The organism is Pseudomonas sp. LBUM1676 (assembly GCF_059695605.1).
On record NZ_CP166777.1, the window covers coordinates 1,173,094 to 1,192,877 of the forward strand.

The following is a 19,784-nucleotide window of genomic DNA, read 5'->3' on the forward strand; positions in this document are numbered from 1 at the left end:
ATACCTTCCTGCTTTCTGCCTGGTCTTCAAACCCTATTGACCGCTTTGCGTCGATGGATAGGTTTGATCAAGGACCGTCACGCCATTCGAATTCAAATTATAAGCAAAGAGCGATGCAGCACTCTGTTTCCTGGCGTTTTTTGAATGTTTGAATGTGCTCTCTTTCAGTAGTCTCTCCGATTCAGCGCAGGTGATGAACACGATTGCTTGGGCAGGTTTACCCTGTTCTTGTTGAATTTTCTTCAGCGAAGCGCCCATTTCGATTTTCTTGTTCATCCCGCGTATATCAACGATGTACAGGTCCTTGAGTGGTTCCGGCAGGTGCACGTGGTGCTCCGTCGGTGGCTGTCGATCCGTCTCGGGTGGGTCTTCTGCGTAACCGGGAGGGTAAGAGGATCGGGAATCGATCATCGAATGACGACGGGCCGATTTTTTTGAAGTGAGCCTGGAGTCGCTTTCTTTCGGGCGCTTGGTGTTGTTCATGACTTCCATGAAGTGCTCGCCTTTTTCAAAATCGGAAGGGGCGTAAAGCGACCGGTAATTGAAGTTAAGTGTGGCAAAGAAAAGAAAGAGCAAATAAAAAGGAAAGCTGATCAAGAACCAGACATAGATATCTCTGTCTTCCTCGTCAAGGAAGGGTAGTGAAATAGCGGCTGAAGTTTCAGACAGTGTTGCGAATATCGCAATGAGTGTCATGGGGTTGGTGATTTTCTGTTTGATGTTTTCCATATTTTATTCTCATTCAATTATGTCTTTTCTCATGGGGGGTGGAAGTGTTTGCTCTGTTCTTCTGGATGGTAACTGTTTGTTAGAGTTTAAGGTAGAGCGGTTTTGTTGCATTTACATATTCGTTATTATTTGAAGGCATGAGTGAGTGGGTACTCGTTGAATGATGTTGTTGGGTATGAGTGGCGGCTCGGAAAATATCGGTTACTTTTCAGGATAGTTCAACCGCCAAAGTGCGCCTGATTTTCGCTCTCCCAGTATTTTTGTACTATTTATGGTCGCAAGTCGATACAAAAAACTATGGGAAAATGGAAGGTCGAGAGACTGCCAGGTTTTCGGATGCACTGAATTCGAAGAATTTTTGTAAGAATAATCTGTGTTGTGTGTAGGGAATGTCTCTTGCTGTGGGTGGCCGGGGGGGGCGGCATGCCATGGGTGAAACGACTAGGCTATTGTGCGGGCTCTAAAAATTCGAACAGCGAAAATTGGACTTGCCCATGAATAAAGTGCTGATCGTGGATGATCACCCCGTCATTCGTCTTGCGGTACGTATGCTGATGGAACGTCATGGCTACGAAGTCATTGCAGAAACAGATAATGGCGTGGACGCGTTACAGCTTGCTCGTGAACTGATGCCCGATATTGTCATCCTCGATATTGGCATTCCGAAACTCGACGGGTTGGAAGTCATTGCGCGTCTGACGTCGGCAGCAATGCCAATGAAAGTTTTGATCCTGACGTCCCAGGCGCCTGGGCATTTCTCCATGCGATGCATGCAGTCGGGCGCTGCCGGATATGTCTGCAAGCAACAGGATCTCACTGAACTGCTGAGCGCAATAAAGGCTGTATTGTCAGGCTACAGTTACTTTCCGAATCAAGCCTTGCACACAGTGCGTTCCAGTCTGGGCAATGCCAGTGAGTCCGATATGGTGGATCGTCTGTCGGGACGGGAAATGATGGTCTTGCAGCAATTGGCCCAGGGAAAGACCAACAAGGAGATTGCAGACGGAATGTTCCTCAGCAATAAAACCGTCAGTACTTACAAGACTCGCTTGCTATTGAAGCTCAATGCCCGTTCCCTGGTCGATCTGATCGAATTGGCGCAGCGCAATGGCCTGGTGTGACAACGGCAATGTTGGACGATAGGTACCACGGGTTTATCAGGGGCCGGCACTTGGTAAAAAGCCTCCGTTTCGGGAGGCTTTTCAGGTGTCATAGGTCAAAATCGTAATCGGCCAATTGCTTTTGCAGTCGGCGCTCCTCGAGCAGATTGTCAATGGTGCGGCGTTTGCTAAGGTTGGTCTTTGCCACTTCAACCACGGGTTCGGCGTCATCAGCCTCAACGGGGGTGAAGTCGTCTTCTACGTCCAATTGCTCTTTGCCAGTACTCATAAGGTGAACTCCAGGCTAAGACTGCCTTTGGCGCTCCTTATATCGACATTCTTGCGGCGGGTAAAAAAGATTTTTTCAATCGATTGATCAATAAAACTAATGGTGCCTCAATCGTCCGAGGTCTTGTGCTTGTATTCGCACAGGTCTTCGATCCGGCAACTGCCGCAGCGGGGCTTGCGAGCCAGGCAAACGTAACGTCCGTGAAGTATCAGCCAGTGATGTGAATCGAGCAGGTATTGCCTGGGCACGAATTTCATCAGTTTTTTCTCGACTTCGACCACATCCTTGCCTGGAGCAATCCCGGTACGGTTGCTGACCCGGAAGATGTGGGTGTCCACGGCCATGGTCAGTTGACGGAATGCGGTATTGAGCACCACGTTGGCTGTTTTACGACCGACACCGGGTAACGCTTCCAGCGCTTCGCGGGTTTGCGGCACTTCGCCTCCATGGCGCTCCAGCAGCAAGCGACAGGTCTCGATCACGTTTTTCGCTTTGCTGTTGAACAGGCCGATGGTCTTGATGTATTCCGATAGCCCCGCGACACCCAAGGCATGAATCGCCGCTGGCGTATTGGCTACCGGATAGAGTTTGGCAGTGGCCTTGTTAACGCCGACGTCGGTCGACTGTGCCGAAAGAATCACCGAGATCAGCAATTCAAACGGCGACGAGTAAGCCAGTTCGGTCTTCGGTTCCGGGTTGTCTTCGTGAAACCTGCGGAAAATTTCCAGGCGTTTTGCGGCATTCATGGACAGTGATTTTCCTCGAAGACAGTCAGTGTGAAGGAGTCCGGTGGTTCCAGGCCTGCCAGGCGGCAAGCAGCAGTCCGAGCAGAATGAATCCACCTGGAGCCAGCACAGCCAGGCGCAGCCCGCCGTCAGCGGTCAGGACCCAGCCTTGCCAGTCCGGTTGTGTGGTGCCGGCCAACCACGGCAAGTGGCTGCCCAGGGTGCCGCTGCCGATCAGTTCCCGCAGCAAGCCCATACCTGTCATCAACGCCCCGAACAGGCCACACAGGCGCACGCGAGCACGCCAGGTATGCTGGAAAAAGCCGGTCTGGTCCATGACCACGCATTGCAAGGCAATCAATCCGGCATACAAGCCCAAATGTTGATGCCACTGAAGCGACCAGGCTTGCGCCCCGAGTTCCGCGCAACTGGTCAGCGTGGCCGCCAGCACGACACCGGCCAATACGTGTGTCGCCGGGATCAGTCGAGGGCGCAAGGCGCCCATGCACAGGCCAAAGACACTGCTCACCAGGATGAACATCAGCCACACGCCCAGCGCCTGCATCATTGAATCCGTCGCACCGATCAGTGGCGCCAGCATCAGCGAGTTTTGCACAGTCGAAGAGTTATTCATGGGCGCTGCTCCCGATCAGCTGCTGCGAGTGTTCATCGAAGTAGCGCAATGCGTCGTGAATGGCGTTGATCACCGCCCTTGAAGTGATAGTCGCGCCGGCGATCTGATCGAATGTCCCCTGATCTTTTTTCAACGCCCAGCCCGCATCGCCGGGTTGGGCCAGGGATTTGCCGGCAAAGGCTTGAAGCCAGGCACTGGGCCGGTCGGCAATCCTGCCACCCAGCCCAGGGGTTTCCGATTGCTTGAGGGTTTTGACGCCCAGCAGTTGGCCATTTGCCCCGATGGCGATCAGCAACTCGATGGAACCTGCATAACCCAGGGTCTGGCTGCGCAGCAAAACGGCGCTGGGATGGCCGGCCTTGGTCACCCGGTAGCCGCTCAGCAGCGTACTGTTGGGCAAGCCTGTTTTTGCAAGGTCGAGGGGCTGTTCCAGCGGTTGATTGTCATAACTGTCCGGGGGCAGCAGGTCGAGCAGGTTCCGACTGTCGATCAGGCGTTGTTGCGCGGCAATGTGCGGCGTGCCGGTGCGCTGAATGAGGTAGGTCGCGCCAATGCCCAGGCCTGCCAGTAACAACAGGATCACAACGCTCGATGGTCGGCTCATGGCTCGGTCCGCTCCTGCCTGGACGCTGCCATTCGCTCCAGCGCAGGTACGCACAGGTTCATCAGCAGTACGGCAAAGGCGACGCCGTCCGGATAGCCGCCCCAGGTACGAATCAGATACGTCAGCAATCCCACGCCCGCGCCGAACAGCAATCGGGCACCGGGGCTTTTTGCGCCGGACACAGGTTCAGTGACGATAAAAAATGCGCCCAGCATGCTCGCGCCAGTGAGCAGATGAAACAGCGGCGAGCCATTGGAATCGGAGCCGGAGCCGTTCCAGCACAGCAGACTGATCACGAACAGGCTGGCCAGCATGCCGACCGGCGCATGCCAGGTGAACACCCGCCTTTGCAGCAGAAACGCACCGCCGGCCAAAAAGGCCAGGTTGACCCATTCCATGCCGCGCCCGCCGAACTGGCCGAATGCCGGGTTGTCGACGAACAGTTCGTCCATGGTCAGGCTTTTGTTGATCCGCAGGCTGTCCAGTGCCGTGGCCTGGGCCCAGGCATCCGGCGTCTGACCGAGACTGAAGCCGAATACCTGCCGCAAGCCACCGAACAAGTCCATGCCATGGGACGATGGCCAGTGGGTCATCTGCTGCGGAAAGGCCACCAGCACCAAGGCAAAACCGAGCATGGCCGGGTTGAACGGATTCTTGCCGACGCCGCCATACAGGTGCTTGCCCAGCAACAGCGCAGAGGCCGCTGCGCTGACTGTCAGCCACCAAGGGCAATAAGGCGGCAATGCCAGTGCCAACAGCGTCGCACTGACCAGCGCGCTGCCGTCGCTCAAGGTCGGCTTGATAGGGCGCTTGCGCAGTTGCAACACCAGCGCTTCAACCGCCAGTGCGGTCACACCCGTCAGGATCAGGTTGATCAACACCCCCCAGCCATAGACCCAGAACAGCGCCAGCAGCCCCGGCACCGTGGCCAGCAAGACCTGGGCCATCGCCTGTTGAAGGCGTTCGTCGGCCGATTCAGGAAGTGGCATGGGCATCCACCTGGTGCTCGGCCTCAGTGACCGCGCGCGCCAGCGCTGCGATATGGTCGGCCGGTGCGTCATTGGCCTGGGCTTTCTTGAGTTCGGCACGGCGCATGGCCAATTGGATCTTCGCCCGATTCAGCTGCGCATTCTTCACCGGGGCAACGGGCGCCGGGGCAGGTGCAGCAGCGCTCTCCATTCTGGCCAAGGCTTGCTCGGCGGCCTCGAACTGCTGCTGCAGCACGATCAGCTGCGACTGCTGTTCGAACGTCGGCGGATGCCCGAAAGCCTTGAGCGATTTGTTCAGTTGCGCGCGGCTCATCGCCAGATCGATCTTGGCCTTTTTCAATGCCGCATCGGCATTGGCGGCCTTTTGTGCGCGTACGCGCTCGAGCGCTGCTTGCACCGGATCGAGCGCCACGTCACTGTGCTGCGGCACGGCGCGTTGCGCCCGGGCCTGGCGCTCGGCGAGTTTGTGTTGTTCTTCACGATGCAAGCGGGCATTGCGCAGTTCGAAGCGGCGCCGTGCGTGATTGCGTTTGGCGGCGCGCGCCTGTTGCTCTTCAAGACTGAACGCCAGGCCGCCGACCACCGGCACTACCGTAGCCAGCGGCAGAGGTCGCATCTCGATGCAATCCACCGGGCAAGGCGCGACACACAGGTCGCAACCGGTGCATTCGTCGACGATGACCGTGTGCATCAGCTTGGCTGCGCCGACGATGGCGTCCACCGGGCACGCCTGGATGCATTTGGTGCAACCGATGCACTCGGCCTCGCGGATGTAGGCGATTTGCGCGGGCGCCGGACCGCGGCTGGTGTCCAGCTCCAGCACTGGGACCTTCAGCAGCTGCGCCAGGGCCTCGATGGTTTCGCTGCCACCCGGCGGGCACTTGTTGATCGGTTCGCCGCTGGCGATGCCTTCGGCGTACGGCTTGCATCCCGGGTGGCCGCACTTGCCGCACTGGGTCTGCGGCAAGAGGGCGTCGATGCGTTGAATCAGACTCATGTTTTGATCAGCCCGCTGAATCCGAGAAAAGCCACTGCGATCAGGCCGGCGCCGATCAGATCGATCGGCAGCCCACGAAAGGGCAGGGGGACATCGTTATCGACTGTGCGCTGGCGCAAGTCGCTGAACAGGCTCAATACCAGCCAGAAACCCAAGCCTGCACCAAGGCTCAGGGCGGTGGCGTGGAAGAAACCCTTGTCGTTCTGCACATTGATCAGCGCCAGGCCGAGCACGCCGGCGTTGCCCAGCAGCAGCGGCCAGAGGCCTTCGAACGAAAGCCTGGCAAACAATCGGCCAAGCAGCTTCAGCAGCGGCGCGATCAACAGCACGCTCAGTGGCACAAACACGAACAGGCGCAGTGGCATCAGGTCCAAAGGAACCAGCAGCCCGTGGTAAAGCGCGTAGCTCGACATGCCGACAATCAGCATCAGGCACGTCGTCGCAATGCCCAGCGCATGCACCTGGCGACGCTCGGTGCCCAGCAGTGGATCGACACCCAGCGGCCAGTGCAACACGATGTTGTTGATCAGGGCAGCGCTGATAAGCGTTAGAAGTATCTCGGTCATGATCGTGCCGGCAAAAATAGGCCTGTCTAACAAGGTTAGGCATTATCCGGCAAGGACGGAGGGTGGGCCAGACATGAAAATCCCACAGGCGCGCCAGGCACGACTGTGGGATCGATTTACCGCAAGGCGTTACTTGATGCGCTGACCTGGCTTGGCGCCGCTGTCGGGGCTGAGCAGGTAGATTTCTTCACCGCCAGGGCCGGCCGCCATCACCATGCCTTCGGAGATGCCGAACTTCATTTTCCGTGGCTTGAGGTTGGCGATCATCATGGTCAGACGACCATTGAGCTTGGACGGATCCGGATAAGCGCTCTTGATCCCGGAGAACACGTTGCGTTGCTCGTCACCGATGTCCAGGGTCAGGCGCAGCAGTTTGTCAGCACCTTCCACGGCTTCGGCCTTGAGGATCAGGGCGACGCGCAGGTCGACCGCGGCAAAGGCGTCGAACTCGATTTCCGGCGACAGCGGATCCTTTGCCAGTTCGCCGTTGCCGGCAGGCGCAGCATCGCCGGTGTCGGTCTGGCTGGCGGTCAGGTCTTCTTTCGAAGCGTCGGTCATGGCTTGCACCTTGACCGGGTCGATGCGGGTCATCAGCGGTTTGAACTCGTTCAGCTGATGGTTGCTGAGCAGGGTCGCATGGTCATTCCAGGTGAGCGGCGCGACGTTGAGGAACGCCTCGGCGTCGGCAGCCAGCAGTGGCAACACCGGCTTGAGGAAGATCACCAGCTGGCGGAACAGGTTGATGCCCAGGGCGCAGATGGCCTGCACTTCTTCCTGCTTGCCTTCCTGTTTGTTCAGCGACCACGGCGCCTTGTCGGCGATCCAGGCATTGGCACGGTCGGCCAGGCCCATGATTTCACGCATGGCGCGGGCGAAATCGCGCGCTTCGTAAGCTTCGGCGATGCTTGGCGCAGCCGCCAGGAACGCGTCGGTCAGTTCCGGCGCGGCATTGCCGGCCACCAACACGCCAGCGTTGCCTTTGTGGATGAAGCCCGCGCAACGGCTGGCAATGTTGACGACCTTGCCGACCAGGTCCGAGTTGACCTTCTGCACGAAGTCTTCGAGGTTCAGGTCCAGGTCGTCGACGCCACGGCCGAGCTTGGCCGCGTAGTAGTAACGCAGGTATTCCGGCGACAGGTGATCCAGATAAGTCCGGGCCTTGATGAAAGTGCCGCGGGATTTGGACATTTTCTGACCGTTGACGGTCAGGTAGCCGTGCACGTTGATGCCGGTCGGTTTGCGGTACCCGGCGCCTTCGAGCATGGCTGGCCAGAACAGCGCGTGGAAATTGACGATGTCCTTGCCGATGAAGTGGTACAGCTCGGCGGTGGAGTCCTTGCTCCAGAACGCATCGAAGTCCAGTTCCGGCTTGCGGTCGCACAGGTTCTTGAAGCTGGCCATGTAGCCGATCGGCGCGTCCAGCCAGACATAGAAATACTTGCCCGGCTCGTCGGGAATCTCGAAGCCGAAGTACGGTGCATCACGGGAAATGTCCCATTGTTGCAGGCCGGCATCGAGCCATTCGGCGATCTTGTTGGCGACGGCTTCCTGCAATGTGCCACTGCGGGTCCAGGCCTGGAGCATTTCCTGGAAGTCCGGCAGCTTGAAGAAGAAGTGCTGGGAGTCCTTGAGCACCGGGGTGGCGCCGGAGATGGCCGACTTCGGATCCTTCAGGTCGGTCGGTGCGTAGGTCGCGCCGCATTTTTCGCAGTTGTCGCCGTACTGGTCTTCGGTGCCGCATTTCGGGCAGGTGCCCTTGATGAAGCGATCGGCCAGGAACATTTTCTTTTCCGGGTCGAAGTACTGCGTGATCGAACGCGTGGCGATGTGCCCGGCGTCGCGCAGCTTCAGATAGATCTGGCTCGACAGCTCACGGTTTTCTTCGGCGTGAGTGGAGTGGAAGTTGTCAAAGTCCACCAGGAACTCGGCAAAGTCGGCGCTGTGTTCAGCCTGGACGTTGGCGATCAGTTGTTCCGGGGTGATGCCTTCCTTTTCCGCGCGCAGCATGATCGCCGAACCGTGGGCGTCGTCGGCGCAGACATAAATGCATTGGTTGCCGCGGTGCTTCTGGAAGCGCACCCACATATCGGTCTGGATGTATTCCAGCATGTGGCCAAGATGGATCGAACCATTGGCATAGGGCAGGGCGCTGGTAACGAGGATCTTGCGTGGCTCGGACATGGGGCTCGGCTACTTGATGAAACGGAGGTCGGCCACTATAAAGCGCCGGCGCATATTTTTCACCCCGTGTGCCTGTATCCAAATGCGGCGATTGCAAAAAACTGTGGCGAGGGAGCTTGCTCCCGCTGAGTGGCGAAGCCGCCCCAAACCCGACGATGCCGATCTATCAGACAAACCGGTCAGTCCAATTGCGACTGCTGCGCAGCAGAACGGGACGGTGCGGCGATCCAACAAGCTCCCTCGCCACAAATGAGTGTCCGGCGTAGGATACCCGCCTGATTTTCCAGTCTTGCTATCGGAGTTGCCCATGAGCGCCGTCAATCGCGCAGCGGTGGAAGCCGTCCTTCGCCAATACACCGACCCTTACCTGAACCAGGACCCGGTCAGCGCCGGGTGCGTGCGCAACATCGACATCCAGGGCGATCGCGTCAGCGTCCAGCTGGAACTGGGTTATGCCGCCGGCCTGTTCAAGAGTGGCTGGGCACAGATGCTGCAAATGGCCATCGAAGGCCTGGATGGCGTAACCACCGCCCGCGTCGACATCACCAGCGTCATCGCCGCGCACAAGGCCCAGGCACAGATTCCGGGCCTGGCCAACGTCAAGAACGTGGTGGCCGTGGCGTCCGGCAAAGGTGGCGTGGGCAAGTCCACCACCGCCGCCAACCTGGCGCTGGCGCTGGCTCGCGAAGGCGCCAGGGTCGGGATCCTCGATGCGGACATCTATGGTCCGAGCCAGGGCATCATGTTCGGTATCCCCGAAGGCACCCGGCCAAAGATCAAGGATCAGAAATGGTTCGTGCCGATCGAGTCCCATGGCGTCGAAGTCATGTCCATGGCGTTCCTGACCGACGACAACACGCCGATGGTCTGGCGCGGGCCGATGGTCTCCGGTGCGTTGTTGCAACTGGTCACTCAAACGGCCTGGGGCGATCTGGATTACCTGGTCATCGACATGCCACCTGGCACTGGCGACATTCAGTTGACCCTGGCGCAGAAAGTCCCGGTGGCCGGTGCGGTGATCGTGACCACGCCACAAGATTTGGCGCTGCTGGACGCGCGCAAAGGCGTGGAGATGTTCCGCAAGGTCAACATCCCGGTGCTGGGCGTGGTGGAAAACATGGCCGTGCACATCTGCTCCAATTGCGGACATGCCGAGCATCTGTTCGGTGAAGGCGGTGGCGTGAAACTGGCCAACCAGTACGGCGTCGAACTGCTGGCCTCGTTGCCGCTGTCGATGATCATTCGCGAGCAGGCCGATGGTGGCAAGCCTACGGTGATCGCCGAGCCGGACAGCCAGATTGCGCTGGTGTATCAGGAACTGGCCCGCCATGTAGGCGCGCGGATCGTGTTGCAGGAAGCGGTATCGCCGGCGATGCCGAATATCACCATCAGCGACGATTGATGGCCTGAAACACAATCAACTGTGGGAGCTAGCCTGCTAGCGATAGCGGATTCACATTCAACAAATATGTTGGCTGAACCACCGCAATCGCTAGCAGGCTAGCTCCCACATTGATCTATGGGGCTTTAGATACGCAACCCGCCATCCATCTCCAGAATCCGCCCCGTGTAATAGTCGTTCTCGAAAATGTACGCCGCCGAATGAGCGATCTCATCAGGCTTGCCCATGCGCTTGAGCGGAATGCCTGAGGTCATCTTCTCCAGCGCTTCCGGCTTCATGCCCAAGGTCATTTCGGTCTCGATAAAGCCCGGCGCAATGCCCGCCACGCGAATGCCGTAGCGCGCCAGTTCCTTGGCCCAGGTCACGGTCGCCGCCGCCACACCGGCCTTGGCGGCGGAGTAGTTGGTCTGGCCGACGTTGCCGGCGCGGGAGATAGACGAGATATTGATGATCGTGCCGCTGTTGTTCAGCTCGATCATTTTCGCCGCGACTTCCCGGGTGCACAGGAACACGCCCGTCAGGTTGACGTCGATGACCGCCTGCCACTGGGCCAGACTCATTTTGCTCATTTCGCCGTCCTTGACCTTGATCAACAGGCCGTCGCGCAGAATCCCGGCATTGTTGACCAGGCCATGGATCGCGCCGAAGTCTTCAGCCACCCTGGCGACCATGTGCGTCACTTGCTCTTCATTGGCGACGTTGCACAGGTACGCGCGGGCCTCGACTCCCTTGGCCTTGCACGCGGCGACTGTGTCGTCGAGTTTTTCCTGGTTGAGGTCCACCAGCGCCAGCTTCGCGCCAAGGCCGGCGAAATACTCGGCCATGGAACGGCCTAAACCCTGGCAACCGCCAGTGATAATGATTACTTTGTCAGTGAGTTGCATTCGCATGCCCCAATAGCAGGTCAGAAGAGTGGATCCTTCTACAGGGCCTCTCGTCTGCACCTGTTGCGGCCTGGTTGCACATGAGAACTGCCCCGATGGCGCACAGGAACTTTTCCCCAGTCGCCTGTCCGTTTTTTCGACGGATTCTATTTAAGGAGTCATAAATTGAGTGTTGAAGCGGCCAAGAATGCCCGAGAATTGCTTCTCAAGGAATACCGTGGAGTGCTCTCGACACACTCCAAGGCGATGCCCGGTTTCCCGTTTGGCTCCGTAGTACCGTACTGTCTGGACGTACAGGGCTGGCCGCTGATCCTTATCAGCCGTATCGCCCAGCACACCCACAATCTGCAAAAAGATCCCAAATGCTCCCTGTTCGTGGGCGAGCGCGGGGCTGAAGACGTGCAAGCCGTTGGTCGCCTGACCTACCTCGCCGAAGCAGCAAAGCTCGAAGACGAAGCCGCCATCGAAGCGGCGGCGGACCGTTACTACCGCTATTTCCCGGAGTCGCAGAGCTACCACAAGGCCCACGATTTCGATTTCTGGGTGCTCAAGCCAGTGCGCCACCGTTACATCGGCGGTTTCGGCGCCATTCACTGGGTCGATCAGTTGACCCTGGCCAACCCGTTCGCCGGCAAGGCCGAGGCGAGCATGGTCGAGCACATGAATGCCGATCACGCCAAGGCCATCGCCCACTATGTCGAGCTGACCGGTCTGCCGCGGACCGAACCGGCACAACTGGCCGGTATCGACACCGAGGGCATGCACCTGCGCATCGGTCAGGGGCTGTACTGGCTACCGTTCCAGACACCGTGTAATACGCCGACACAAGTGCGCGAAGCCTTGGTTTTCCTGGCTCACGCCGAGCATTGGCCGAAAAATGCAGGGGCCGACGCTTGAATTCACGAAACGGCGACGTCATCTAGGGAAGACTGGCAAGGCATTCTTGCGTTGAGGAACCATTTGATGCGCCCTTTTTTATTGCTCTTTGTACTGTTTCCGGTGTTGGAGCTGTTCGTATTCGTCAAGGTAAGCGGGGCGATCGGGTTTTTCCCGGCCCTGCTGCTGGTCATTCTCGGCTCGATGTTCGGCGTGTTCGTGCTGCGTATCGCCGGTCTGGCCACTGCACTGCGTGCTCGTGAAAGCCTGAACCGCGGCGAGCTGCCGGCCCAGACCATGCTCGAAGGTCTGATGCTGGCGCTGGCCGGTGGCCTGTTGATCCTGCCGGGCTTCGTCACCGACGTGCTGGGCCTGATCATGCTGCTGCCGATCTCGCGCCGGTTGCTGGCCAACAAGATGCGCCAGCGTGCCGAGGAACAGGCGATACGCCAGCGTGCGTTCGCCGACGACCTTCAGCCCCGTGGCGGTCCGGCGCCGCGCCAGCCTCTGGGGCGCGAACCGGACGTGATCGAAGGCGAGTTCGAACACCGCGATCCCAAGTAATCGTTTCAGCTCACGGCACCTTCGGGTGCCGTGTTCGTTTTCGGGGCATGAACGTGAAAAATTTTTGACCCCCACCCTTGTAATAGGCTTGTACGCCCTTATGTAACTGTCACCGCAAGGTTTCTGGCAATTACGCCAGACAGACTTCCGCGGTTCGCTTGACGAACCGCACCCGGCATTGCCGGATTTTGTTAAACCCGCCGGGACTACACCGGCCGATGAAAACCACAATTAGGAGAGATCGACAATGAAGCTTCGTCCTCTGCATGACCGCGTCGTCGTCCGTCGCAGCGAAGAAGAAAAGAAAACCGCTGGCGGTATCGTCCTGCCAGGTTCGGCTGCTGAAAAGCCAAACCAGGGCGAAGTCCTCGCCGTAGGCCCAGGCAAAGTCCTGGACAACGGTGAAGTGCGTGCGCTGTCCGTGAAAGTGGGTGACAAGGTTGTGTTCGGCCCTTACTCCGGCAGCAACACTGTGAAAGTTGACGGCGAAGACCTGCTGGTCATCGGCGAGAGCGAAATCCTCGCTGTTGTCGAAGGCTGATTCCCCGCTCATTTTCCCGCTACTACAAAGTATTTAAGGAATATCGATCATGGCTGCTAAAGAAGTTAAATTCGGCGATTCCGCCCGCAAGAAAATGCTCGCCGGTGTCAACGTCCTGGCTGACGCAGTAAAAGCGACCCTGGGCCCTAAAGGCCGTAACGTGATCATCGAGAAGAGCTTCGGCGCTCCGACCATCACCAAGGACGGCGTGTCCGTTGCCAAAGAAATCGAGCTGAAAGATCGCTTCGAAAACATGGGCGCGCAGCTGGTCAAAGACGTTGCCTCCCGTGCCAACGATGACGCAGGCGACGGCACCACCACCGCTACCGTTCTGGCTCAATCGATCGTCAACGAAGGCCTGAAAGCCGTCGCTGCCGGCATGAACCCGATGGACCTCAAGCGCGGCATCGACAAAGCGACCATCGCTATTGTCAAAGAGCTCAAAGCCCTGTCCAAGCCTTGCGCTGACACCAAGGCCATCGCTCAGGTCGGCACCATCTCGGCCAACTCCGACAGCTCCATCGGCGACATCATTGCCGAAGCCATGGAAAAAGTCGGTAAAGAAGGCGTGATCACCGTTGAAGAAGGCTCGGGCCTGGAAAACGAACTGTCGGTTGTTGAAGGCATGCAGTTCGACCGTGGCTACCTGTCCCCGTACTTCGTCAACAAGCCAGAGACCATGACTGCCGAGCTGGACGGTCCGCTGATCCTGCTGGTCGACAAGAAAATCTCGAACATCCGCGAAATGTTGCCAGTACTGGAAGCCGTTGCCAAAGCCGGCCGTCCACTGCTGATCGTGGCCGAAGACGTTGAAGGCGAAGCCCTGGCGACTCTGGTTGTGAACAACATGCGTGGCATCGTTAAAGTCGCAGCCGTCAAGGCTCCAGGCTTCGGCGACCGTCGCAAGGCCATGCTGCAGGACATCGCTGTCCTGACTGGCGGTACCGTTATCTCCGAAGAGATCGGTCTGAGCCTGGAAAGCACTACCCTGGAACACCTGGGTAATGCCAAGCGCGTGATCCTGTCCAAAGAAAACACCACCGTGATCGACGGTGCCGGCGTTGAAGCTGATATCCAGGCTCGCGTTCTGCAGATCCGTCAGCAAGTGGCCGACACTTCGTCCGACTACGACCGTGAAAAACTGCAAGAGCGTCTGGCCAAACTGTCCGGCGGCGTTGCAGTGATCAAGGTTGGCGCCGGTTCCGAAGTTGAAATGAAAGAGAAGAAAGCCCGCGTTGAAGACGCCCTGCACGCTACCCGTGCAGCCGTTGAAGAAGGCGTGGTACCTGGCGGCGGCGTGGCACTGGTTCGCGCTCTGCAGGCTATCTCCGAGCTCAAAGGCGACAACGATGACCAGAACGTTGGCATCCAGTTGCTGCGTCGCGCTGTTGAAGCGCCACTGCGCCAGATCGTTGCCAACTCCGGCGACGAGCCAAGCGTAGTCGTAGACAAGGTCAAGCAGGGTTCGGGTAACTACGGTTACAACGCTGCGACCGGCGAATACGGCGACATGATCGAAATGGGCATCCTGGACCCGGCTAAAGTGACTCGTTCGGCTCTGCAAGCGGCTTCGTCGATTGCCAGCCTGATGATCACCACCGAAGCCATGATCGCCGAGATCAAGGACGACGCACCAGCTGGCGGCGGCATGCCAGACATGGGCGGTATGGGCGGCATGGGCGGCATGATGTAAGCCAGCCTTACCCCTGTACTAAAACCCCGCCTGCGAACGCAGGCGGGGTTTTTTATTGCCAGGATTTTTGATGGTCACACCGGACCATTGTGGGAGCGAGCCAACTCGCGAAAGCGGTTTAACATTCAACAAAGATGTTGGCTGAAACTCCGCCTTCGCGAGCAGGCTCGCTCCCACATTATTCATCGGTGTTCAGGCGCAGACCGGTTCTGCCTTGGTCACCCGATCAACCTTCACCGCCGGCCGATAAAGAACGTAGTAATACGCCCCCAGACAAATCAACCAGCAGAAAATCGCCGTCCACACATTGTGCGAAAAGAAATGCGCTCCCTGCATCATCCGGCCGATGGAAAACACCGAGCCCAACGTGAAGGCGAAGACAAACGCCGTGCGCGCCAGGCGCGGGCGACGGTCACGCAGCACAAAGAACAGTGCAAACAGCGTAAAACCGGTCGCCGCATGACCCCCAGGCCAGCAACGGCCGGGTTTGTCGGTTGGCGGGCGAGGGCTGAGCAGCTCGCTATAGATTTCATCACCGCCGAACTGTTCAAGGCTCCACGGGCATTGCACCGCGGTCAGCGCCTTGACTGGCGTGACAAACGAGGTGGCCAGCGCCAGGGACAGCACCAGGCAGCCCAGTTCCCGTTTGATCGGCTTGAGTCGGTCCATGAAAAAAGACCCGATGAAACCGAAAATGGCCAACACCGAAAACCCGATGACCACTTGTTTGGCCCGGTCATGCAGGATGTTTTCGAGGAGGTAACTATGGCGCCCGATAAAATCACCCGCGACCGGGTCATAGAACAGCCTGGCCAGGTTCATGTCCAGCGACGTCAGTTCAAGCAGCAGGAGAATGATCGCCGCAACAGCGGGAGCACCCAGGCATACCCAGAGATTGAGGGGGCGCGAGGCGGGGCGAACAGCGGTCGACACCATGGCAGTTCCTTGGTCGGTTGAATGTTCTAAGGGCGCAATCGCGCGAAGTCTGGGCTTGATCCTGTCGTCTGCCTGTGAACCGATAGTGAAAAAGTCGTCAAGGCCGCAATCGCGCTACAGCCTGGATTGACCACTGCACGCAGTTCTGGCCCTGAGTCGCACTTGGCCTTAAGCTGCGCGGGCCAAGACGGCCGTTACTGTGTGCGCAGGAGGTTCCCATGAGAATTCTATTGGTTGAAGACAACCGCGACATCCTGGCCAATCTGGCCGATTACCTGGGGCTCAAGGGCTATACCGTGGATTGCGCACAGGACGGGTTGTCAGGTCTGCACCTGGCGGCCACCGAGCATTACGACCTGATCGTGCTCGACATCATGTTGCCCGGCATCGACGGCTACACCTTGTGCAAGCGCCTGCGCGAAGACGCCCGTCGCGACACGCCGGTGATCATGCTCACCGCTCGCGATCAACTGGACGACCGCCTGCAAGGTTTCAAGTCCGGCGCCGATGATTACCTGATCAAACCCTTTGCCCTGTCTGAATTGGCGGCGCGCATCGAAGCAGTCATGCGTCGGGCCCAGGGTGGCGGTCGCCGCACCTTGCAAGTCGGTGATCTGAGCTACGACCTCGATACCCTGGAAGTCACCCGCGAAGGCCGCCTGCTGAAGCTCAACCCGGTAGGCTTGAAGTTACTGGCGGTGCTGATGCAGAAAAGTCCGCATGTCCTGCGCCGGGAAATTCTCGAGGAGGCGCTGTGGGGCGACGATTGCCCGGACAGCGACAGCCTGCGCAGCCATGTCCACCAATTGCGCCAGGTGATCGACAAGCCGTTCGCCAAGCCTTTGCTGCAAACCGTGCACGGTGTGGGCTATCGCTTGGCCGAGGGCCGTGATGGAGTTTAGACAGAGCCTTGCGCAACGGATCATCATCGCCTTTGCGCTGATGAGCGCATTGGTGGCAGGGGCCTTCGCCATGGGCATTGTGGCGACCGTGCACCTGGTGGAAGAAAAACTGATCTCGGCAGGTCTGGGCGGCGATTTGCAACGCCTGTTGCTGATGGACAGTGTGTCGGACTGGAGCCATCGCCCGGAGCCGGACCAGCTGTTCTATTTCAGTGGCGGGCCGGGCGACTTCGACTTGCCCAAGGATTTGCGCCACCTGGACCCCGGTTTTCACGAAGTGTTTCGCGAGCAGCTGTCGTACCACGCGATGGTCGAAGTCGTCGACGGTCGGCGTTACGTGCTGATGCAGGACCAGAGCGATTTCGAGGAGCGTGAACGGGTGCTGTTTGCCGTGGTGCTGGTCGGGTTCGTGCTGAGCCTGGCGTTGGCGGTGTTTCTGGGCTGGGTGCTGGCGCGCAAGGTCATGGCGCCGGTGGTGCGGCTGGCCCGTCAAGTCCGTCACCGCGACCAATTGCTGGGGCTGGCACCACCCCTGGCTCCGGATTACGCGGCAGATGAGGTCGGGGAACTGGCCGTGGCCTTCGACGCCACCCTGGGACGCTTGCGCCAGGCGTTGACTCGAGAGCGCTTGTTCACCAGTGACGTCAGCCACGAACTGCGCACACCCTTGATGGTGTTGGCCAGTTCCTGTGAGCTGCTGCTGGAAAACCCCGGCATCGATCAGCGCGGTCGCGCCCAGGTGGAGCGAATCGCCCGGGCCTGCGAAGAGATGCGTGAGCTGGTGCAAACCTTCCTGATGCTGGCGCGCGCGCAACATGAAGACGCCGGCATGGCGCTGCAGCAGACCTTGGGCCAAGTGGCCGACGGGCTGCTCAATCAATGGCGTGAGCCGATCGAGGCCAAGGGGCTGAGGCTGATCTTCGAACCGGGGAGTCCGGCCAACACCTGCTACAACGCTACCCTGTTGCACGCCGTCATGGGCAATCTGCTGCGTAACGCACTGCATTACACCGAACACGGGTTTATCCGCTTGACCCTGACCACGACCGGATTCGTGGTCGAAGACAGTGGCGTCGGCATTCCCGAGGAAAAACGCGAGGCGATGTTCGAGCCTTTCGTGCGGGGCAACGAAAAACGCGGAGAGGGCCTGGGGTTGGGATTGTCGCTGGTGCAGCGGATCTGCGAAAACCAGGGTTGGCAGGTCAGCCTGACGAACACCGTACCCAACGGCTGCCGTTTTCAGGTGGAACTGTATCCGTCGCAGGTCGACTGATCGGCCGGTTGAAAAATGCTGGCCCAGAGCCATCGCTGTAATCGTGTAAAACCTCGAAATAGTTCCGGGTTTTACATGACGTATTTTTCACAATGGCATGACCTGGCGCTGACACGGCGCCGCCTACCGTGGGTCCATCAGAGTTCAGGAGACCTGGCGATGGACGACCCGATCAAACTTGATTTTTCCGCAAAATATAACGATCAACACGCTCAACAATATCTGCGCAAGCATCAGGACGGCCTTGCTCGCCGCCTGTCCCACTGGCGCGACGTACAACTGGCGCGAAAGGCGCTGAGCCTGGTGGGCGAACCGGGGCTGGTCCTCGACTTGCCCTGTGGCGCCGGGCGTTTCTGGCCGTTGCTGGCGGAAAAAAACAATCGAGCCATCATCGGAGCCGACAACTCCGAGTCGATGCTCAAGATTGCCCTGCAGGCGCAACCCGCGGAAGTCGTGAAACGGGTACGACCCTTGCACACTTCTGCATTCGACATCGCCTTGCCTGATAACGCCGTCGACAGCATTTTCTGCATGCGTTTGCTCCATCACATCGGTGAAGCCGAGCATCGACTGGCGATTCTGCGTGAGTTTGAGCGCGTAACCCGCGACAGCGTGATCCTTTCGTTGTGGGTAGATGGCAACTTCAAAGCCTGGAAACGCAAGCGGCTCGAGGGACGTCGCGGGCATGAAAGTTACCAAAACAGATTTGTGTTACCGGCTGTTACGGTCGAACAGGAGTTCGAACAGGCGGGATTCCGCATCCAGCAACGCCTGGATTTCTTACCGCTCTATGCCATGTGGCGGGTTTACGTATTACGCAAGAGGTAACAGATGGCAGTGCAATGTGCGGCGCAAGCAGAGGTCTGTTCCCAGGATCGCTTCGACTACTTCTGGAACCTGCGCGGTGAATGGGTTGAAGAACCCAACGTCCGACGTGGTGGGGAAAGTGGCGTGCAGCGTGTTCTGGGCAGTGATGGACAGCTGCTCTACACCAAACGTCAGACCGGACATATCTATCGCAGCTTGCGGTACCCGTTCGGGCGCCCGACTGTGTTGCGCGAGCGTGATGCCCTGATCGGCCTGCGCCTGATCGATGTCTGCGTTCCGGACATCGTCTTCTGCGGCGCACAACGCGATCCCGAGCACCAATGGCGCGCGCTGCTGGTGACCAGGTCGCTGGATGGTTTTGAGGAAATCGAACACTGGTACGCCGGCGGCGGTCGCGAGCGTCACGGTGAGGCGGTGCATGACCGCGTGCTCAAGGAACTGGCCGAGAACCTTGCCCGCATGCACAAGGGGCGTTGGCAGCACAGCTGTCTCTACATCAAGCACGTCTTCGTCCGTGTCACCGGTGAAGGCGATGCGGCCAGGGTCGAGGTTGCCTTGATCGATCTGGAGAAGGGCCGCCAGCGGTTGACTGCCCATTCCGCGGCATCGCATGACCTGAAGCAATTGCGTCGCCACTCGTCGTTCAGCACGACGGACTGGCAAAAACTCGTCTACTTTTATGAGAAGGCGTTTGGCAGCGCTATCAAGGGTTTATAGTAATGAAACTCGAAATTGCACGAGGTTTGTTCTTGATTGGAGCCTTGGCAGTTGCTTCACTGGCGGTGGCGGCTTGGGAACAGCCTCGTCCGCAAGTCTTCAGTTCGATGAACGGAGACGCACGTTGTCCAATGCCACGGGTTGCGAAGGCAGTCGTGGCCACCCAACCCGATCATGATTTATTGCTGTTCATGTTCGGACTTTCTCAAGGACTGAGGCCGCAGAGTTGAACACATTGAAGCCCAAATAAAAGGCCTCGCAATTGCGAGGCCTTTTTTGTTGCCTTGATTTCGAGCCTTGCACCGTCCATGTGGGAGCTAGCTTGCTCGCGATAGCGGTGTAACTGTCACATCA

At 58.7% G+C, this 19,784-nt stretch carries 22 protein-coding genes; 11 read left to right on the top strand and 11 right to left on the bottom strand.

Annotated elements, in window-relative coordinates; genetic code table 11:
* Nucleotides 1–33: 33 nt before the first annotated feature.
* Nucleotides 34–729 carry a hypothetical protein gene (locus ACA041_RS05325; protein ID WP_497440185.1) on the bottom strand — a complete coding sequence of 232 codons (696 nt, stop codon included), beginning with the start codon at nucleotides 727–729 and terminating at the stop codon, nucleotides 34–36.
* A gap of 494 nt (nucleotides 730–1,223) precedes the next feature.
* Between ACA041_RS05325 and ACA041_RS05330 the strand changes: the two genes are divergently transcribed.
* Complete coding sequence (locus ACA041_RS05330) at nucleotides 1,224–1,850, top strand: response regulator (RefSeq protein ID WP_497440186.1); 627 nt, start codon at nucleotides 1,224–1,226, stop codon at nucleotides 1,848–1,850.
* An 88-nt stretch (nucleotides 1,851–1,938) separates the two neighbouring features.
* Here the strand turns inward: ACA041_RS05330 and ACA041_RS05335 are convergent, their stop codons facing one another.
* The 8 genes from ACA041_RS05335 to metG form a co-directional block, all read right to left on the bottom strand.
* Entirely contained in the window at nucleotides 1,939–2,118 is a 180-nt protein-coding gene (locus ACA041_RS05335; RefSeq protein ID WP_007898493.1) for a PA3496 family putative envelope integrity protein, read from the bottom strand.
* Nucleotides 2,119–2,225: 107 nt separating this feature from the next.
* Entirely contained in the window at nucleotides 2,226–2,864 is a 639-nt protein-coding gene (gene nth, locus ACA041_RS05340; RefSeq protein WP_497440187.1) for an endonuclease III, read from the bottom strand.
* 25 nt (nucleotides 2,865–2,889) lie between these two features.
* Complete coding sequence (locus ACA041_RS05345) at nucleotides 2,890–3,477, bottom strand: Rnf-Nqr domain containing protein (RefSeq protein WP_497440188.1); 588 nt, start codon at nucleotides 3,475–3,477, stop codon at nucleotides 2,890–2,892.
* Entirely contained in the window at nucleotides 3,470–4,081 is a 612-nt protein-coding gene (locus ACA041_RS05350) for an RnfABCDGE type electron transport complex subunit G (protein WP_497440189.1), read from the bottom strand. Before ACA041_RS05350 ends, ACA041_RS05345 begins: the two co-directional genes overlap by 8 nt.
* Nucleotides 4,078–5,070, bottom strand: a complete 993-nt coding sequence (locus ACA041_RS05355) for an RnfABCDGE type electron transport complex subunit D (protein WP_497440190.1) — start codon at nucleotides 5,068–5,070, stop codon at nucleotides 4,078–4,080. Before ACA041_RS05355 ends, ACA041_RS05350 begins: the two co-directional genes overlap by 4 nt.
* Complete coding sequence (rsxB, locus tag ACA041_RS05360) at nucleotides 5,057–6,067, bottom strand: electron transport complex subunit RsxB (protein WP_497440191.1); 1,011 nt, start codon at nucleotides 6,065–6,067, stop codon at nucleotides 5,057–5,059. Before rsxB ends, ACA041_RS05355 begins: the two co-directional genes overlap by 14 nt.
* Nucleotides 6,064–6,633 carry an electron transport complex protein RnfA gene (locus tag ACA041_RS05365; RefSeq protein ID WP_497440192.1) on the bottom strand — a complete coding sequence of 190 codons (570 nt, stop codon included), beginning with the start codon at nucleotides 6,631–6,633 and terminating at the stop codon, nucleotides 6,064–6,066. The genes rsxB and ACA041_RS05365 overlap by 4 nt, the downstream gene beginning before the upstream one ends.
* Before the next feature lie 129 nt (nucleotides 6,634–6,762).
* Entirely contained in the window at nucleotides 6,763–8,814 is a 2,052-nt protein-coding gene (gene metG, locus ACA041_RS05370) for a methionine--tRNA ligase (protein WP_497440193.1), read from the bottom strand.
* Between the two features lie 307 nt (nucleotides 8,815–9,121).
* Here metG and apbC point away from each other — a divergent pair, with 307 nt between their 5' ends.
* On the top strand, nucleotides 9,122–10,216 hold the full coding sequence (apbC, locus tag ACA041_RS05375; protein ID WP_497440194.1) for an iron-sulfur cluster carrier protein ApbC: 1,095 nt from the start codon (nucleotides 9,122–9,124) through the stop codon (nucleotides 10,214–10,216).
* Between the two features lie 125 nt (nucleotides 10,217–10,341).
* On the opposite strand, the gene ACA041_RS05380 is transcribed toward apbC, so the two are convergent.
* Nucleotides 10,342–11,100, bottom strand: a complete 759-nt coding sequence (locus ACA041_RS05380; RefSeq protein ID WP_497440195.1) for an SDR family oxidoreductase — start codon at nucleotides 11,098–11,100, stop codon at nucleotides 10,342–10,344.
* A 165-nt stretch (nucleotides 11,101–11,265) separates the two neighbouring features.
* Here ACA041_RS05380 and ACA041_RS05385 point away from each other — a divergent pair, with 165 nt between their 5' ends.
* The 4 genes from ACA041_RS05385 (at nucleotide 11,266) to groL (ending at nucleotide 14,774) form a co-directional block, all read left to right on the top strand.
* The gene (locus ACA041_RS05385) at nucleotides 11,266–11,997 is read left to right on the top strand and encodes a HugZ family pyridoxamine 5'-phosphate oxidase (RefSeq protein ID WP_497440196.1); all 732 of its coding nucleotides are present in this window, start codon (nucleotides 11,266–11,268) and stop codon (nucleotides 11,995–11,997) included.
* 66 nt (nucleotides 11,998–12,063) lie between these two features.
* Complete coding sequence (locus ACA041_RS05390; RefSeq protein WP_128872612.1) at nucleotides 12,064–12,540, top strand: FxsA family protein; 477 nt, start codon at nucleotides 12,064–12,066, stop codon at nucleotides 12,538–12,540.
* A gap of 247 nt (nucleotides 12,541–12,787) precedes the next feature.
* Nucleotides 12,788–13,081 carry a co-chaperone GroES gene (locus ACA041_RS05395; protein WP_007948593.1) on the top strand — a complete coding sequence of 98 codons (294 nt, stop codon included), beginning with the start codon at nucleotides 12,788–12,790 and terminating at the stop codon, nucleotides 13,079–13,081.
* A 49-nt stretch (nucleotides 13,082–13,130) separates the two neighbouring features.
* On the top strand, nucleotides 13,131–14,774 hold the full coding sequence (groL, locus tag ACA041_RS05400; protein WP_074874047.1) for a chaperonin GroEL: 1,644 nt from the start codon (nucleotides 13,131–13,133) through the stop codon (nucleotides 14,772–14,774).
* A 192-nt stretch (nucleotides 14,775–14,966) separates the two neighbouring features.
* Here groL and ACA041_RS05405 read toward each other — a convergent pair whose 3' ends face one another.
* Nucleotides 14,967–15,710, bottom strand: coding sequence for a phosphatase PAP2 family protein (locus ACA041_RS05405; protein ID WP_497440197.1), 744 nt, complete (start codon nucleotides 15,708–15,710; stop codon nucleotides 14,967–14,969).
* A 218-nt stretch (nucleotides 15,711–15,928) separates the two neighbouring features.
* Here ACA041_RS05405 and colR point away from each other — a divergent pair, with 218 nt between their 5' ends.
* From colR to ACA041_RS05430, 5 genes are all read left to right on the top strand, one after another.
* A complete protein-coding gene (colR, locus tag ACA041_RS05410; RefSeq protein ID WP_008032118.1) occupies nucleotides 15,929–16,612 on the top strand; it encodes a two-component system response regulator ColR in 684 nt (227 codons plus the stop codon).
* Nucleotides 16,602–17,885 (top strand): sensor histidine kinase, encoded by a 1,284-nt coding sequence (locus tag ACA041_RS05415; RefSeq protein WP_497440198.1) that lies wholly within the window; start codon nucleotides 16,602–16,604, stop codon nucleotides 17,883–17,885. Before colR ends, ACA041_RS05415 begins: the two co-directional genes overlap by 11 nt.
* Nucleotides 17,886–18,044: 159 nt before the next feature.
* Nucleotides 18,045–18,713, top strand: a complete 669-nt coding sequence (locus ACA041_RS05420; protein ID WP_497442010.1) for a class I SAM-dependent methyltransferase — start codon at nucleotides 18,045–18,047, stop codon at nucleotides 18,711–18,713.
* A gap of 3 nt (nucleotides 18,714–18,716) precedes the next feature.
* Nucleotides 18,717–19,430, top strand: a complete 714-nt coding sequence (locus ACA041_RS05425) for a lipopolysaccharide kinase InaA family protein (protein ID WP_497440199.1) — start codon at nucleotides 18,717–18,719, stop codon at nucleotides 19,428–19,430.
* Between the two features lie 2 nt (nucleotides 19,431–19,432).
* A complete protein-coding gene (locus tag ACA041_RS05430) occupies nucleotides 19,433–19,660 on the top strand; it encodes a hypothetical protein (RefSeq protein ID WP_497440200.1) in 228 nt (75 codons plus the stop codon).
* Nucleotides 19,661–19,784: the final 124 nt, after the last annotated feature.